Annotated in this window: 10 protein-coding genes and 2 rRNA genes; 7 read left to right on the forward strand and 5 right to left on the reverse strand. The window is 38.0% G+C overall.

Annotated elements, in window-relative coordinates:
* Window positions 1-336 precede the first annotated feature (336 nt).
* A 23S ribosomal RNA gene (locus tag MKY04_RS00390) occupies window positions 337-3,257 on the forward strand.
* 100 nt (window positions 3,258-3,357) lie between these two features.
* Window positions 3,358-3,473: ribosomal RNA gene (gene rrf / locus MKY04_RS00395) — 5S ribosomal RNA — on the forward strand.
* A 119-nt stretch (window positions 3,474-3,592) separates the two neighbouring features.
* Here the strand turns inward: rrf and MKY04_RS00400 are convergent.
* Window positions 3,593-5,080, reverse strand: a complete 1,488-nt coding sequence (locus tag MKY04_RS00400; RefSeq protein ID WP_126296014.1) for an L-lactate permease — start codon at window positions 5,078-5,080, stop codon at window positions 3,593-3,595.
* 152 nt (window positions 5,081-5,232) lie between these two features.
* Between MKY04_RS00400 and MKY04_RS00405 the strand changes: the two genes are divergently transcribed.
* Window positions 5,233-5,793, forward strand: a complete 561-nt coding sequence (locus MKY04_RS00405) for a helix-turn-helix domain-containing protein (RefSeq protein ID WP_126296013.1) — start codon at window positions 5,233-5,235, stop codon at window positions 5,791-5,793.
* Between the two features lie 129 nt (window positions 5,794-5,922).
* Here the strand turns inward: MKY04_RS00405 and MKY04_RS00410 are convergent, their stop codons facing one another.
* From MKY04_RS00410 to MKY04_RS00420, 3 genes are all read right to left on the reverse strand, one after another.
* Entirely contained in the window at window positions 5,923-6,843 is a 921-nt protein-coding gene (locus tag MKY04_RS00410; protein ID WP_346235165.1) for a TetR/AcrR family transcriptional regulator, read from the reverse strand.
* 65 nt (window positions 6,844-6,908) lie between these two features.
* Window positions 6,909-10,001, reverse strand: coding sequence for an efflux RND transporter permease subunit (locus tag MKY04_RS00415; protein ID WP_126296011.1), 3,093 nt, complete (start codon window positions 9,999-10,001; stop codon window positions 6,909-6,911).
* Window positions 9,998-11,443, reverse strand: a complete 1,446-nt coding sequence (locus MKY04_RS00420; protein ID WP_126296010.1) for an efflux RND transporter periplasmic adaptor subunit — start codon at window positions 11,441-11,443, stop codon at window positions 9,998-10,000. The genes MKY04_RS00415 and MKY04_RS00420 overlap by 4 nt, the downstream gene beginning before the upstream one ends.
* Before the next feature lie 453 nt (window positions 11,444-11,896).
* Here MKY04_RS00420 and MKY04_RS00425 point away from each other — a divergent pair, with 453 nt between their 5' ends.
* Together MKY04_RS00425 and MKY04_RS00430 are read left to right on the forward strand one after the other, a co-directional pair.
* Entirely contained in the window at window positions 11,897-12,454 is a 558-nt protein-coding gene (locus MKY04_RS00425; protein ID WP_126296009.1) for an RNA polymerase sigma factor, read from the forward strand.
* Window positions 12,432-14,045: a DUF4179 domain-containing protein gene (locus MKY04_RS00430; protein ID WP_185807819.1), complete on the forward strand. Its 1,614-nt coding sequence runs from the start codon at window positions 12,432-12,434 to the stop codon at window positions 14,043-14,045. Before MKY04_RS00425 ends, MKY04_RS00430 begins: the two co-directional genes overlap by 23 nt.
* Before the next feature lie 219 nt (window positions 14,046-14,264).
* On the opposite strand, the gene MKY04_RS00435 is transcribed toward MKY04_RS00430, so the two are convergent.
* Entirely contained in the window at window positions 14,265-14,807 is a 543-nt protein-coding gene (locus tag MKY04_RS00435) for an NAD(P)H-dependent oxidoreductase (protein ID WP_126296007.1), read from the reverse strand.
* 300 nt (window positions 14,808-15,107) lie between these two features.
* Here MKY04_RS00435 and MKY04_RS00440 point away from each other — a divergent pair, with 300 nt between their 5' ends.
* Window positions 15,108-15,671 (forward strand): anthranilate synthase component II, encoded by a 564-nt coding sequence (locus MKY04_RS00440; RefSeq protein WP_126296006.1) that lies wholly within the window; start codon window positions 15,108-15,110, stop codon window positions 15,669-15,671.
* 24 nt (window positions 15,672-15,695) lie between these two features.
* On the forward strand, window positions 15,696-17,429 hold the full coding sequence (gene pabB / locus MKY04_RS00445; protein WP_126296005.1) for an aminodeoxychorismate synthase component I: 1,734 nt from the start codon (window positions 15,696-15,698) through the stop codon (window positions 17,427-17,429).
* Window positions 17,430-17,500 lie beyond the last annotated feature (71 nt).

Raw genomic sequence — 17,500 nt, forward strand, 5'->3', positions numbered from 1 at the left:
GAAGCTAGACAATACGGAATGATTAAGCTTGGCTTAATCAACATTAACGTTTTGTGTTCAGTTTTGAAGAGTTCATGTAAATGAATTATCTTCAATTTAGTAATTTCGTTCTTTGAAAACTGGATAAAACGACATTGAAACAAACAAAGTTCAAGAAATTTATTGTAAGTTCTTAAGTCTTTTCTTTATAGAAAAGCTGTAACTAACTTCAAGGGTTTCGAGACACGAGCAGTACAAGGAAATGAACGAGTGAGGACCGGAGCGTACCTACGTACGTGAGGATTCGAACGAGTGAAATTGACGTAGTAATGCGATGTGTATCGGAAGCCGCAATTAGGTTAAGTTATGAAGGGCGCACGGTGAATGCCTTGGCACTAGGAGCCGATGAAGGACGGCACTAACACCGATATGCTTCGGGGAGCTGTAAGTAAGCTTTGATCCGGAGATTTCCGAATGGGGGAACCCACTGTTCGTAATGGAGCAGTATCTTGACGTGAATTCATAGCGTCATGAAGGCATACCCAGGGAACTGAAACATCTAAGTACCTGGAGGAAGAGAAAGAAATTATTCGATTCCCTAAGTAGCGGCGAGCGAAACGGGAAGAGCCCAAACCAAGAGGCTTGCCTCTTGGGGTTGTAGGACACTCTATACGGAGTTACAAAAGAATGAATTAGGCGAAGCGATCTGGAAAGGTCCGCCAGAGCAGGTAAAAGCCCTGTAGTCGAAAGTTCATTCCCTCTTGAGTGTATCCTGAGTACGGCGGAACACGTGAAATTCCGTCGGAATCCGGGAGGACCATCTCCCAAGGCTAAATACTCCCTAGTGACCGATAGTGAACCAGTACCGTGAGGGAAAGGTGAAAAGCACCCCGGGAGGGGAGTGAAATAGAACCTGAAACCGTGTGCCTACAAGTAGTTAGAGCCCGTTAATGGGTGATAGCGTGCCTTTTGTAGAATGAACCGGCGAGTTACGATTACGTGCAAGGTTAAGTTGTAGAAGACGGAGCCGCAGCGAAAGCGAGTCTGAATAGGGCGAATGAGTACGTGGTCGTAGACCCGAAACCAGGTGATCTACCCATGTCCAGGGTGAAGGTGAGGTAACACTCACTGGAGGCCCGAACCCACGCACGTTGAAAAGTGCGGGGATGAGGTGTGGGTAGCGGAGAAATTCCAATCGAACTTGGAGATAGCTGGTTCTCTCCGAAATAGCTTTAGGGCTAGCCTCGTGATTAAGAATACTGGAGGTAGAGCACTGTTTGGACTAGGGGGGCATCTCGCTTTACCGAATTCAGACAAACTCCGAATGCCAGATATTTATACACGGGAGTCAGACTGCGAGTGATAAGATCCGTAGTCAAAAGGGAAACAGCCCAGACCACCAGCTAAGGTCCCAAAGTAATCGTTAAGTGGAAAAGGATGTGGCGTTGCTTAGACAACCAGGATGTTGGCTTAGAAGCAGCCATCATTTAAAGAGTGCGTAATAGCTCACTGGTCGAGTGACGCTGCGCCGAAAATGTATCGGGGCTAAACGATTCACCGAAGCTGTGGATGGACATCGTAGATGTCCGTGGTAGGAGAGCGTTCTAAGTGCGTTGAAGTCAGACCGGAAGGACTGGTGGAGCGCTTAGAAGTGAGAATGCCGGTATGAGTAGCGAAAGATGGGTGAGAATCCCATCCACCGTATGACTAAGGTTTCCTGAGGAAGGCTCGTCCGCTCAGGGTTAGTCGGGACCTAAGTCGAGGCCGACAGGCGTAGACGATGGACAACAGGTTGATATTCCTGTACCACCTCCCCGCCGTTTGAGTAATGGGGGGACGCAGTAGGATAGGGTAAGCGCGCTGTTGGTTATGCGCGCCCAAGCAGTAAGGCGTGGAAGTAGGCAAATCCGCTTCCTAATACGCCAAGCTGTGATGGGGAGTTCGTATGAGCGAAGTACCTGATTTCACGCTGCCAAGAAAAGCCTCTAGCGAGGCGGGAGGTGCCCGTACCGCAAACCGACACAGGTAGTCGAGGAGAGAATCCTAAGGTGTGCGAGAGAACTCTCGTTAAGGAACTCGGCAAAATGACCCCGTAACTTCGGGAGAAGGGGTGCTCTCGTGAGAGAGCCGCAGTGAATAGGCCCAGGCGACTGTTTAGCAAAAACACAGGTCTCTGCAAAACCGTAAGGTGACGTATAGGGGCTGACGCCTGCCCGGTGCTGGAAGGTTAAGAGGAGGGGTTAGTGGCATCACGAAGCTCTGAATTGAAGCCCCAGTAAACGGCGGCCGTAACTATAACGGTCCTAAGGTAGCGAAATTCCTTGTCGGGTAAGTTCCGACCCGCACGAAAGGCGTAACGATCTGGGCACTGTCTCAACGAGAGACTCGGTGAAATTATAGTACCTGTGAAGATGCAGGTTACCCGCGACAGGACGGAAAGACCCCGTGGAGCTTTACTGTAGCTTGATATTGAATTTTGGCACAACTTGTACAGGATAGGTAGGAGCCAGAGAACTCGGAGCGCCAGCTTCGAGGGAGGCGTCGGTGGGATACTACCCTGGTTGTGTTGAAATTCTAACCCATACCCCTTAGCGGGGTAGGAGACAGTGTCAGGTGGACAGTTTGACTGGGGCGGTCGCCTCCTAAAAGGTAACGGAGGCGCCCAAAGGTTCCCTCAGAATGGTTGGAAATCATTCGTAGAGTGTAAAGGCACAAGGGAGCTTGACTGCGAGACCTACAAGTCGAGCAGGGTCGAAAGACGGGCTTAGTGATCCGGTGGTTCCGCATGGAAGGGCCATCGCTCAACGGATAAAAGCTACCCCGGGGATAACAGGCTTATCTCCCCCAAGAGTCCACATCGACGGGGAGGTTTGGCACCTCGATGTCGGCTCATCGCATCCTGGGGCTGTAGTCGGTCCCAAGGGTTGGGCTGTTCGCCCATTAAAGCGGTACGCGAGCTGGGTTCAGAACGTCGTGAGACAGTTCGGTCCCTATCCGTCGTGGGCGTAGGAAATTTGAGAGGAGCTGTCCTTAGTACGAGAGGACCGGGATGGACACACCGCTGGTGTACCAGTTGTCTTGCCAAAGGCATCGCTGGGTAGCTATGTGTGGACGGGATAAGTGCTGAAAGCATCTAAGCATGAAGCCCCCCTCAAGATGAGATTTCCCATTACGCAAGTAAGTAAGATCCCTCAAAGACGATGAGGTAGATAGGTTCGAGGTGGAAGTGTGGCGACACATGGAGCTGACGAATACTAATCGATCGAGGACTTAACCAAATAAATTGAACGCATTCAATGTCTTTATCCAGTTTTGAGAGAACGAACTCTCAATTTAATAAAGAGGATTTCAAGAAAATAATTCTTGGAAGCCAAAAAGTGAAGTGATGATGGCAAAGAGGTCACACCCGTTCCCATACCGAACACGGAAGTTAAGCTCTTTAGCGCCGATGGTAGTTGGGGGCTTCCCCCTGTGAGAGTAGGACGTCGCTTCGCAAATGAAACCGCTGAATTCAGCGGTTTTTTCTTTATAGAAAATAAAGCCCCCAATGAACGAAGGCTGAAGGCAAGTACGATTAGAAAATGCAACTTAATCAGATCTCGAATTTAGGTTATTATCCCATCCAATATATCCAGCACATTAAGACAAATATAATTAGTAGAATTGCTCCAAGAACTATTAAAGAGATTTTTTTCAGCAATATATTTTCTTGTGATTTGATTCCACATAATGTTGTGCCCAATGCTACTCTAGCAGGACTCGCCATTGTTGCATGAGATGAGCTTGCATTTTGAGCAAATGAAATGACTTCATCTGACACACCAACCTGTAATGCAGTTTGTGTCTGTAATTTAATGAACATTGCATTTGAACCCGTGTTGCTGCCAGTAAGAAAACCTCCGATTGCACCAATGAAAGGTGAAATAAGAAAAAAGCTAGTTCCGAATATTGCTGCAGATACATTTGCCAGTAAAGTTGTCATACCAGCTTCAGCCATTATTTCGGAAATGCCTATGAATGCAGAAGTTGAAATGATAAAAGGAACCCAATGAATTATGGTCTTTTTTAAGGATTGGGTAATAAAGTTTTTTGGGATTTTAAATATAAAAATAGCTAATAAACAAGTTACAAAAAGCCAAAACCCTGGTGAATAAAGTAATGCCATTGAAAAAGATAGTGATGGCAAGCTAATAACACCATATGATAATAAAAATTCTCTAAACGGGGGAAATAACCGTGTTAAGAAAATGAAAATTGTAAGGATGATATAAGGGCTAACTGCTTTCCACAAGCTTATATTAATAACCGTATTGTCGTATGAATCAATGGATTTGCTCTTTTTTAATTTCATTAGTAAAAAACCTATTCCAGTTGTAATTAATGAGCTTAGAACTCCAGCCAATTCCACACTTACAAAGGCATTAAAGAAAACAATAGCAATTGAGAATATAGCTGAAAGCAAAATTATTTCTTTCCACTTCGATTTTAAAGCATCTACTCCTCCAGCAATTAAAACAGCGACTACTAAAAAATATAAAAAAACAGGTATGCTTATAATTGCAGTTCCTACTCCTAAATTTCGCAGCGGCGTCCTAACAAGTTCTCCTCCAATAACAGTACCAGTTGCTAATGCTCCCCAAGGTACAGCAAGCAAACTAATGAGGCCCAATAATATTGCCTTTCTAGGAGCAAATCCTAGTGCTACAAAAATTGGGGTAACTACCATGAATGCAATACCAAAGCCGCTCGTTGACTCTAGAAGAGGTGATAAACCAATAACTAGTGTCATCACTTGAAGAATACGGTCATTAGTTGCTTGGGAAATAGAAGATGCTATTGATTGAATTCCGCCAATACTATTCATTAAATGGAAAAGAAAAATACCGAAAAAAAGAACATATGCAGCGATGAATGCAATAAGAATTCCTTTAATTGAAGACAATATTATATGTTCAGGTGCAAGATGGAAACCAGGGTATAGCAAAGTAATCAGAATTGTTAATACATAAGAAAATATCCCCGCACGTAATGTAGTCTGTTTAAAGAAAAACAAAAAGATGAAAACCCCTAAAATAGGTAATAAAGCAGTTAAAAATAACATCAAGATTCCTCCTTCCACGCTTGTTTCATTCAGCTCTTCTTGATATGATTTAAATAAAAATTCACTATATTGGATTATTTTCCACTATAAAAACAATAAAGTGCAAAGTCAAGAAAAATTTCTACTATAGTGGAAATTAGGGGTGTTGTTAAATGGAATTTGGAAATAATATAAAAAAGGAAAGAAAAAAACAAGGTCTAACCTTAGAGGAATTAGCATCTCGTTCAGGAGTTAGCAGATCGATGCTTTCAATGATTGAAAGAGGTGAAAAGAATCCTTCAATACAAGTGGCTTCTCAGATCGCAGAAGGGTTAGATGTTACCATTTCATACTTGTTGGGCGAACATCAAAGCAAAGAAGTGTATGTTATTCGCTCTGAACAACAACTAGTATATAAAGATGAGTCTACTGGGATTGAGAGGCATCTATTATCCCCTTCATTTCCATCTAAAGGAGTAGAGTTTATTTTAAATATTATCCCACCTAAGCAAGAAACGGGAGTTTTCCCTGCACATAAAAGCGGTGTAAAAGAATATATATATGTTGCGCTAGGGAAATTACAAATTGAACTAGGAAATGATTCAGAAACGTATGTATTAGAGAAAGGGGATTCAATCTATTTTGAAGCCGATGTAACCCATCGATTTATTAATCTTTCAGAGGGGGAATGCCATTATTATCTTGTGATTGATTCTAATCATGTAAATGCATAGGCATACTTTTAGAGAACCTTGTAAGAGAAATGTTTAAACGGCCTTTGTTCTATTACAAAAAGAATAAAGCCGTTTAAAACAATTTTATTATTTAACGCTACCTTTAGTAGGATCACGTCGGACTTATTTTTATAAATTACAATTGAAATTAATAGGAAATTTATAATTAAAATAATTGCTTAATTCATTTAATAATTCATCACAATACTTTTGAGTATTTGGCAAATCTTTTATATATGTGATAAGTGCATTAACTAAAAATTCTTTTGGTTCATAGCTTCTGCATTCGTCTGCTAACAGGGAAGCTGCTTTTAAATATTGATCTTTTTGATCTGTTTTGATTGAGGAGGATTTAATTTCATGCTCTATTTTTTCTAAAATACGTTGTATCCTTAATGCTTTATAAAGGGGACTATTAAATTCGTCTAGTATTTCAGCTATATCCCAATCAGAATGAATAAAAGGATCTGGCTTTTTCTCAATTAATCCATGGACAATAATTTCAAAAACCGTTACAAAAAATGTAACACCTTTCTGCAAGTCCACTTGCTGTGAAAATCTATATAATTGAACAAATTGAACAATGATGCCCCTTAATATAAAAATCAAATCCTCTTCATAATCCTTAATATGATTACCATAAAGATCTAGAAGGAATTCTTTCAAATAGAGATTAATCTCAAAAAAAACCTCTGCTATTTTATCTTCTAATTTATTTTTCACTAATGTTGGGTATAAGGTATGAATGTCCAAATAATAAAATCTCTTATCATTAAGCATATGCTTAAGAGCAACAGAAATAAATTCTGATAACTTTTCAGAAGGTGAATCATAGTTGGAACTATGAATTTTCTGTAAGAACATTTTTAAACCAGACGGCATTTCTTTGAATACCTCTATTAATAAGTCTTCCTTAGAGGGGAAATACTTATAGAAAGAGCCCTTAGATATACCACATTCTTTTGCAATTTCATCAACCGAAGTATATTCATATCCTTTTTGAGCAAAGAGGTTACTTGCAACTTGCATAATCGTTTCTTTTTTTGGCAATTCCTTTACCTCCATTATAGGATGAAGGGAGTGTTCTGTATTACCAGAATCACTCCCTTTTCTTATTACTCATTTTCTAAAAGTAATTGTTTAGCTAGTTTTTTTTGTTTGCGTTTATCTTTCCAACGCGCTATGACCATATATAGAGAAGGAACAACAAATAATGTTAACACAGTAGAGAATAGTACGCCAGATACGATGGTAATTGCCATAGGTCTAAATAAAATATCCCCAATTAATGCAACAGGTAGAAGTCCTAAAACTGCAGCGGCAGCAGTTAATAGAATTGGTCGGAAGCGGGCTTCTGTAGCCTTTAAAACTGCTTCTTTTAATTCCATACCTTCTTTTTGTGCATCCTCGATAAACTCAATTAATACAATACCATTTCGAACCACGATACCAGCCAATGCAGTTATACCAATAACTGACATAAAGCCGATTGCCGTACCAGTTAGGAACATACCGATAATACCTCCACTTGCAGCAAGGTAAACAGTAGTTAAAATAATTGCAGGAATTGACAGTGAGTAGAACTGGATTGTAATTAAAATAATAATCATAATAATACAAGCGATAAACAATTTCCCTAAGTCTGTAAAGGATTCTGTCATTTGTTCCGTTTCTCCACCAATTGACCAATTATATCCGTCTGGGAGGTTCATGCTTTCTAGCTCAGGTAAAATTTTCTGCATTGCTTCCGTTGCTGTAACACCTTCCATAAGGTCAGCTTCAACTGTTATTGAGCGTTCTAAATTATAGTGTGAAATTTGTTGGATTGAGAATGTTGGTTTTAATGTTACAAGCTGTGCCAATGGAATTTGTTTGCCATTGGTACTTGTCACGCTCAATTTTTGGAATAACACTGTTGGATCTTCTTCAGTTTTATCTAAATAAAGTTTAATATCAAGAACTTCATTACCGGTATCAAAGTTTGTTACGGTTAGACCTTGACTAATAAGTCGAAGTGTATTTGTTAAATTAGAATATGTGATAAGGTTTTGATCCATTGCTTCTTTATTGACTTCAAATTCAAGTGAATAACGTGAAGTCCCTGCTGAATCGGTAATATTCATAGTACCGTTTGTTTCAGCAATGACATTTTTAACTTCCTCCGCAATTGTACGAAGTGTATCTGTATCTTGCCCCGTTAAACGAATTGAGATTGGAGAGCCTGTACTAATACCAGCTGACATAGATGACGTTATTATAGAAAGCCCTGGATAGGCTTCTTTAAAATGGTTGTTCCATTCAGAGATTGTTGCTTCAATATCAAACTTACCATCTTCACCTAAAACAGACACTTGCCCAACATTATCACCTGAACCTGCTCCCATACTATTAAATAATTGAGGAGCGGAACCGCCAGCGGCAGAAGTTACTTTGGCAACGCCTGGTTGTTCTTTAGCCCACTCTGCAACTTCGTTAACAATACGATTCGTTTCTTGAAGTGAAGTTCCTGTTGGCATTTCAATGTCTATAGTAAATTGTGCATCTTCCGCTTTTGGGAATAATTCAACTTTAACAAATGGTGCTAATCCATATCCTGCAGTACCAATAAGTAACCCAATTAACGCAATTTTTAAAGGCATTTCAACTACTTTTTTCATCAACTTACCTGAGTAAAGATGATTTAAGCTTTCTATTTGTTTCCCTAAAAATCCTGCAGGCTTTGAAGATTCTTTCTGTTTCTTTCTTCGCCCTTCATTCCAATGACGGAAGATTGGTACGATTGTTAAGGACATAACCATCGATGCTAGTAATGCAACGGTAATTACAAGCGGGATAGGTTTTATAAATTTCCCCATGTCTCCCGGTAAAAACATTAGAGGTAAAAAGGCTGAAATCGTTGCTAATGTTGCTGTAATAATGGAGATAATAACTTCTTTTGTACCCATTACAGCTGCAACAAAAGGTGATTCTTTTAAGACTGACAATCGCCGCTCTATATTTTCATTAACAACGATTGCATCATCGACGAGTAAGGAGAGTACGATAATAATCCCGATAACTGTCATTTGGTTTAATGTAACATCAAAAACAGGTAAGAACAATAAACCTATAGCGATTGATAATGGGATGGCCAACATTACAATTGCAGATGTAATCAAGTTTAATCCCATCATACAAACAATAATTACCGCTACCATAGCAATAATTAATTCTTTTGATAAGTTGTGGAACATATCATCAATCGTATCATTTTGAGCGTAAAGTAAATCTAATTGATACTCTTCCGGAAGAGTTTCTTCTAACTTTTTCATTTGTTCTACAACTTTTTCATGAACAGATGGTACATCACTTCCGGTTTTTGCACTAATGCTCATTGATATAGATGGTTTCCCATTAACGTATGAAAAATATGTATCTTCAGCATGAGTAAGGTTAACTGTAGCTACTTGATCCAAATAGACTGGGAAGCCATCCTGTGTTCTTGTAATAACAATATCATTTAGTGATTCATAATTTTGAGTATCCTGAATTCTAAGCTGATAGTTACGATTATCATAATCAATATCACCAATTGGTGTTAAATCGTTTTGTGAACTAATGGCAGAGGATATTTGCCCCCATGTTACATTATACTGTTGCATTTTTTGTGTATCTAATTTAATACTTATTTCTTGATCAGGCAGCCCAGATATTGAGACATCCTCGATACCTTCTAATGTACGCAACTGGTCCTTCCAAGAATCCAACAACTGATTTAATTGTTTAAGCTGTTGTGGATTTTCCGCAGTTATAGAATAAGAACTAATAAAAGTACTAACTAAATCATCATTTACTATTGGTTGATTTGCCCCCGCCGGTAGAGCTGCTTGTGCATCTTGTACTTTTGTACGAAGATCTGTCCATGATTTCTCTGGATCGACGTTAGGTTCAAGAGTAACAACAATGGATGATAATCCTTCAGAGGACGTCGAAGTAATTGTGTCAACTCCGTCAAGTTCTTTAATTTTTTGTTCTAATTCACTTGTTACCGTTTGTTCAACAGTTTCTGGTGTTGCACCAGGATAGGAAGTTGTAACAACCGCTTGGCTAATCACTAGGTCAGGTATTTCTTGTTTTGGTAAACCTAGAAAGCTAATGATCCCAAATAAACATAATGTGATGAAGAATAAAATTGTAATTTTTCGTTTTTTGACTAAATACTCAATCATTCTTCTTTACCCCCGCTAACTTTTAACGGGTCACCATCAAGCAGCAAGGTTCCTCCCCTTACCACAACTTCGTCTCCTTCAACTAGACCGCTTATAATATGGATTTTATTATTTACCATATCTCCTGTTTCGACCTCGGTTTTTACTGCAACTCCATCAACATTTTTAAAGACATATGGTTTCACACCATTACTAATAACTGCTTCAATCGGCACAAGAATTCCCTTGTTATCATTCGAAACTCTGTTAGCTTTAACGATTTGACCTGGCAGCCATTTAGAATCATCATTTGGAATAATAACTTCGACACTAACTGTACCAGTTCCATCATTTGTTTGAGGATAAATGATATTTACCTTACCTGTTTTTACTTCATCATATAATGTGACGTTTACTTCGTCGCCAACCTTCCATTCCTTAATTTCACTATCTGGAACAGGAAGAAGTACTTTTAGTTGACTTGTGTCACCGATTTTTAGAACCGATGTACCGGGAGAGATATAATCTCCATCTGAAACAAGTTTATCTAAGACGACACCTGACATTGGTGCTTCTAAAATTGTTTTTGCTAAAGTTTGTTCGGCTACTTCTTTGCTATTTAGAGCTTGTTTGTAAACAGCCTCAGCTTGTTCTTTTGATGCAATTGCTTGTTCTTTTGCAGCATCAGCTTGGCTTATTCCTGTGCTCGCTTGAGTTTTGTTAGCTTTTGCCGATTCAACAGATGCTTCAGATTGTTTTATTTGTGCTTCTGTTGCACCTTCTTCAATTAATGAATATGATTCTTTTGCATTTTCTAAAGTAGTTTTTGCATTTGATAATGCTAAGTCAGCATTTTCATACTCTTGTTTAGATACTAGACCTTGATCTAGTAAAGATTTCATTCGTTCAGCATTTATTTTTGCATTATCATAAGCTTTTTGGGCATTATCTACTGCAAGTTTGGCCTGTGCTCTTTCTTGCTTGCGAGCACCATCTAGAACAGCATCTAGACTTGCTTGTGCGCTATTAATTTGTGCGTTTGCAGCTGCTAGACTTGCTTCTGCAGATTTTATAGATACGCTTGATGATTTAACCGCTGCTTCAGCTGCCGATACGGAAGCTGAAGCTTGATCAACTGTATTATTAGCCTGCTCAAGTTGTAATTGGTAGTCAGTGTCTATCAGATTTGCTAAAGTTGAGCCTTTTGAAATATTATCTCCAATTTCAACTTCTATGTTTTCAATAACTCCTGATAATTGAAACGATAAATTTACTTCATTATAAGGTTGTAAAGTACCAGATAAACTAGAAATTGCATCCAGAGACTGATTTGTCGCGGTTGCTACTTCAACGCTAACGGCTTCTCTTTCAGCTTTTCCTTGTGTTGCATCAGCTGCAGAACATGCTGAAATAAGAAGACTTGCACAAAGTATTGATGATATCAATGACCATCTTTTTTTCACTTTTTTCTCTCCTGTTCTTCACTTTTGGATATGTATTTATTTACTAGGTTATGGAACTGATGGGGAATAACCAATCAGTTTTTAAAAGGAACTTAAAGTTTAAAGCTTCCACAATTAAAAAACTCGTCGGTCATTTTGAACTAATCAGTTCTCTATTGGAGTATAGTATCCATGTTTTACCTTGTCAATGAATAGGTATATATATTAGTAGATTAGTATGGAAAGCTTTATAAAAAACGTTTTTCCAAAATAATGGAAGATATGATGATTTACTCTGTTGGATAAGAAATCTTTAGCTCGATTTTGGAAATTCAAACTTATTAATTAAATGAACAAGTTAGCGAGGTTGAAAATTAGAATAAAATTTTTATATGGTAAAGAAAATAATTTACTTGCGGAGTGAAATTTTTTGGACATGATTCTCGTTTTACTAAGTGAAGAAGGAGGGATGACATGGAAGGAGATAATCAGTACGTTCGCCAAGTATTAGCGGGGGATAAGCAGGCATATGCACACATTATTAATACATATAAAAACCCATTGTATGCCACGATTTTACGGATGGTCAAAAACCCGCAAATTGCACAAGACTTATTGCAGGAAGCCTTTATAAAAGTATATGAACAGCTAGATAAATATGATCAAAAGGGCCCCTTTAAAAGCTGGTTATATCGAGTAGCTATAAATCATTGCTTAGATCAATTTCGTAAAAAAAGCATCCAACTTGAAGGGGCAGAAGAATCTCGTTTAATAAATGATGCAACACCAGAAATAGTCTTCTTAAAAAAGGAAAAAAGTAGAGAGCTAGAGAGACTTGTTGCCAAATTGCCAGATGATGAACGTCTTATTTTACTTTTACGATATGCAAATGAATTAAGTTACGATGAAATTTGCGAAACGTTAAGTATTTCGTTAGTAGATGTTAGAAATAAATTGCACCGTGCGAAGAAAAAGCTGCGTAGACACGCTCAAGAAGGAGGATATTTCCATGATTTGTCCAAAAGAGGATGAACTGCTAGCATATATTGATGGCTTTTTAGATGACGAAGAAACGAAGTTAATCAAACAGCATATTGGCTCATGTCCGTATTGTCAGCAACAAATTGAAGTGATGGAGAGCGAAAAGCTTTTTTTAAAGGAAACGTTACAAACTCCTAAATTACCGGATGACTTTGCTGAAAATGTTGTGGTGCAGGTAGTACCTTACAAGCAAAAGTCCAAACGACATTGGAAATGGGGGCTTGGTACAGCTGCAAGTGTATTATTGGCAGGGGGCATATTGCTATCAGTAAATCCGATGTTTGCTGAATTGGTCGGTGGCATTTTTACAAGTGATAATGTTGATGAAGGTTTGCAAATAGCAATAGATACGGATATTGCAACGCCAGTAGATATTGCAGTAACGGATGCTGGCATAACTTTACATGTAGAACATTTAATTGCGGATACTTCGCGTATTGCATTATCTTATAGTGTGACGAATAGCAAAGGAAAAAGATTGAACCCATATATAGATGAAGAGTCCAAGAAAAATGTTGTAACTCTACTAAATGAAAATAATGAAGAAGTAGAACTTTCAAGTAGAGGTTGGGGTAATACTAATGATTATGGCATATATGAATTTTCTTTACTTAATGTTGAGAATTTTTCAAAAGGAATAATTCGAATGGACGTAAAAGAGCTTGGTGGAAAAAGCGGAAACTGGCAAATCGAAATCCCTGTTGATTTAGCAGCAGCTTATAAACATCAAAAAACAGTTGAAATTGATAAAACAGTTGAAGTTGAAGATATCGAAGTAACATTGAATGAAGTAAACTACGCAACATCTACAACTGATATCTCATACAGCACTCAATTGACTGATGAGGCGAAACGGAAATTAAAAGAATCTATTGAAGAGAAAGAAAAGAAATTTAGCGAGGAAATTGTAAATACGTTTTTCCCATATAATCCAACTATCGGATACCGAATTGAAGATTCAAAAGGCGAGGTCCTCGGCTATTACAATATTTATGGCAGAGATGACCTGGGCCATACTGTTGACTTAAATATGATTGGTGGAATAGGTACGTTTGAAGGGGAAGTAAAGGATATGGAGCATATAACATGGGTTGATTCTTTCGTACCTGAGAAGGAACATTCTGACTTGTATTTTGTATTAGATACGGTGTATAAAACAAAAACTTCTGATTTCTCTATTACTTTTAAACCTAGTGAACTACCATATACTTTTGAATATAACGGTTATGAGTTAACAATTGATGAGGTTGAGCGGAAAACTGATTTTTCGCTAGAAAAATCATGGCTGCCTATTAAACGGCAAGTAACTGTAGAATTGCATATGTCGGGTTATGCTGAACAAAAAGCTCCCGAGTTAGCGCTATGGGCAATTGAGGATGAATCAGGTAAAAGTTACTTTACATTTAATAGCGGTAGTTCGACTTTAGATGAAACGGATGATCAAAATCGATTTAAACGAGAAGTTCAACTTATAACTTATGAATTACAGGACATACCCGAAGAGATGACGTTGCATTTAATTGCAGAAACTGAAGCAATTAAGCTCGAGAATGAATGGCGAGTGCCGCTTTATGCTGAATGAATCAGATGATGGAGAAAGATAAGAATACAGTAGCTATCCTAGAAGTTTGTATTCCAAACTTCTAAGATAGCTTTCTTTATTTGAAAAGCCTTTAATATCAGATTTTTTTACCTGCTGCTTTGCTTTTGGTACAGATAAATTGTGGACGTGTCTTCCTCTTTTATTAAACATTATATGGAGTACATCTCCCAGAAGTTGATTTTACATTATTGATTAAAGTTACGAATGTAATTTTTTTGCTGTTTCTGCAACTAATTTTCCGTACTCCTTTGCAATCTGTATCTCAGAATCATTTGGCTTATTCATAGGAGCTTCTTTTGATGTTTCGACAGGTATTACAGCTGTTGCTCCATAAGGATTTCCATATTGGGCACGATCAGCGTTTATTGGACCAGTATTTGAAACTATAACCATCCCGTGATGCTGCATTGGTGTTTGAAGTGCCTTGCATACGTTTTCTACCCCACCATGTTGTGTTGAAGCCGTAGCGAATACGCCGCCAACTTTTCCTTGAAGAGCGCCTGTAAACCACAGTTGGCCGAGTTTAGAAAGAAATGTTGCCATCTTTGGACTAGGTTCACCAAAAATCCCTGAGGAGCCCCAAATAATACCTATAGCGTCCCTTAGCTCATCAGGTTCAGTTTCATCCACTGATTTAAATATAACTTCAACGCCTTCAACTAGCTTCGCACCTTCTGCGATTGCATTTCCCAGTAGCTCTGTATGACCAAACATACTTCCGTGTAAAACGAGTATTTTCATGTTCTTTACCCTCACTTTAAGAATTAATTAGCCAAGATATTATTATCAAATCTTCTAGTTATTATTCGAAAAATAAAAGTCTTTAGTTAGTAGGAGAAACATTAATTCGTTTTTTATCACAATTAAGTGATTAAGACACCCGTTTCTCAAGCTTGATATAAGTATTCAAAAAACATTTTAAGTTTTTGAAATATGTACTTCTTATACTACATATAACAAATCTGTTTTCTCTTCCAATCCTTAAGTCGTCATTCTATAATAGGGCTGATATTACTTACCTAGTAAGGGAGCCTTATAAATTTGATACTAGTAATAGATAACTACGATTCGTTTACATTTAATTTAGTTCAATATATTAAAAATATAGGTGAGGAAGTTGCTGTTATCCGCAATGACCAAGTGTCATTAGAAGACATTTCCAGCATGAAACCAGATTTTATTTTAATTTCTCCGGGCCCCGGGAATCCCGATTCAGCAGGCGTTTGTTTGGATGTGGTGAAAAGATTTTATAGTGAAATTCCTATATTAGGGGTTTGTCTTGGTCACCAAATTATCGCTCAAGCATTTGGGGGAATTGTAAAAAAGGCAACAAAACCGATGCATGGTAAAATCTCACTTATTAATCATGATCAAAGTCATCTTTTTAACGATATTCCATCACCGTTACAGGTAACACGATATCATTCATTGGTCGTAGATGAGACAACGCTACCTAGCTGCCTAGTAATAACTGCAAAAAGCGTAGATGGTGAAATCATGGCAATACGACATAAACAATATAAAGTGGAAGGTGTCCAATTTCACCCTGAGGCCATTTTGACAGAAAGCGGCCAACAAATGATAAGAAACTTCTTTAAAAATTAATATTAATAAGAGGATGGAATCAAAATGGAGCAACCTTTTTTGTCTTTCGAATTTGCAAATAGTTCTGGTGAAGTGAAACCATTTACATTTTGTAATCCGCTAAAGATAATAATTGCAAATACAATAGAAGAAATATTGCCAAGCTTTCAATTAATAGAGGAAGCCATTCAACAAGGCTATTATGCTGCTGGGTATTTATCATACGAGAGCGCACCAGCATTTGACTCTGCTTATAAAGTAAAAGAGGATTACAATATGCCATTGCTATGGTTTGGTATTTTTTCCGAGCCGCAACAAATGTCGTTGAATAGTTCTGGCTCTTATAATCTCTCGAAGTGGTCTCCTTCTATTACTATGGATGAATATAACTCGGCTATTCAGTCTATAAAGGGATTAATTGAAAATGGTGTTACATACCAAACGAATTATACGATTCGGCTTGCTTCAAAATTCCAAGGAGATGACATCGCATTATTTGAGCGACTAAAGAGAGCCCAATCTTCGAATTATTGTGCCTATCTAAATATAGGGGACTTCCGTATTTTATCTGCCTCACCTGAATTATTTTTCCACTTGGAAGGAGACCGAATTACTACTCGTCCAATGAAGGGAACAATGAAGCGCGGAAAAACTGCTAAAGAGGATAAGGAAAAAGCAAATGAGCTTTACCATTCGGAAAAAAACCGTGCAGAGAATGTGATGATTGTTGATTTGCTACGAAACGACTTGAGCGTTATTGCGAGACCAGGGACGGTTAAAGTGCAAAAGCTATTTGATATTGAGCAATATCCAACAGTTCATCAAATGACTTCTACTATTACTGCAGAAGTTAATGAAAATACTAACCTATTAGATGTTTTTAGGGCACTATTCCCTTGTGGTTCAATTACCGGGGCGCCAAAGATTAGCACAATGGAAGTTATAAATGATTTAGAAACTACTCCCCGTGAAGTATATTGTGGTGCAATAGGCTATATTACCCCTAGTAAGGAAGCAATTTTTAATGTACCTATTAGAACGGTTATAATCAATCAGGAAACGAATCAAGCTACTTATGGAGTTGGCGGGGGGATTACATGGGATTCTACGGCTGAAGATGAGTTTTATGAAATCGTAGCAAAAGCAAGTTTTCTTGAAGAAGATAGACCAGAATTTGAATTGTTGGAGAGTATTTTATTAAGTGACGGAGAATACTTTCTACTTGAAAAGCACCTAGATAGACTTTTACAATCAGCAAAGTATTTCAACTTTATATTTGATGAAGATAAAATAACCGAAAACTTGATTCGCTTTGCTAAGCAAAATCCACATAGTGATTTCAAGGTCCGCTTTCTATTAGAAAGAAACGGTAAGATAATAATTGATGCACAGCCTATAACAAAACCTAATATACCACTAGTGGTCACATTAGCAGATTACCCAGTAGATAAAAATAATCTATTTTTATATCACAAAACAACAAATAGAGAAGTATATTCTAATTTTCAAAGGAAATTCCCCCATGTTTTTGATGTTCTTCTTTGGAATGAAAAAGAGGAGTTAACGGAATTTACAAATGGGAATGTAGTCTTGGAAATAAACAATGTGTTATATACGCCACCAGTTGAATGTGGTCTACTTGCAGGGACCTTCAGAGAGCACTTACTTAAGGAAGGTAAAATTAAAGAAAGAACTCTAACAAAAAGTGATTTAAAAATATGCACAAATATATGGTTAATAAATAGTGTTAGAAAATGGGTTGAAGTTCAGTTGGTTTAGTAAAGATTAATGATAGTAATTTGAGGAGAGCTGCCCAGAAAGGAAAATTTCTGAGCAGCCTTCTAGTTTTA

This window comes from Lysinibacillus telephonicus, assembly GCF_039654155.1.
In the GTDB taxonomy this organism is placed as follows: domain Bacteria; phylum Bacillota; class Bacilli; order Bacillales_A; family Planococcaceae; genus Ureibacillus; species Ureibacillus telephonicus.

Coding starts and splice junctions, on each gene's coding strand:
- MKY04_RS00400 (WP_126296014.1), bottom strand. CDS start 5,080: ATGTTATTTTTAACTGCTTTATTACCTATTTTAGGGGTTTTCATCTTT.
- MKY04_RS00405 (WP_126296013.1), top strand. CDS start 5,233: ATGGAATTTGGAAATAATATAAAAAAGGAAAGAAAAAAACAAGGTCTA.
- MKY04_RS00415 (WP_126296011.1), bottom strand. CDS start 10,001: ATGATTGAGTATTTAGTCAAAAAACGAAAAATTACAATTTTATTCTTC.
- MKY04_RS00425 (WP_126296009.1), top strand. CDS start 11,897: ATGGAAGGAGATAATCAGTACGTTCGCCAAGTATTAGCGGGGGATAAG.
- MKY04_RS00430 (WP_185807819.1), top strand. CDS start 12,432: ATGATTTGTCCAAAAGAGGATGAACTGCTAGCATATATTGATGGCTTT.
- MKY04_RS00435 (WP_126296007.1), bottom strand. CDS start 14,807: ATGAAAATACTCGTTTTACACGGAAGTATGTTTGGTCATACAGAGCTA.
- pabB (WP_126296005.1), top strand. CDS start 15,696: ATGGAGCAACCTTTTTTGTCTTTCGAATTTGCAAATAGTTCTGGTGAA.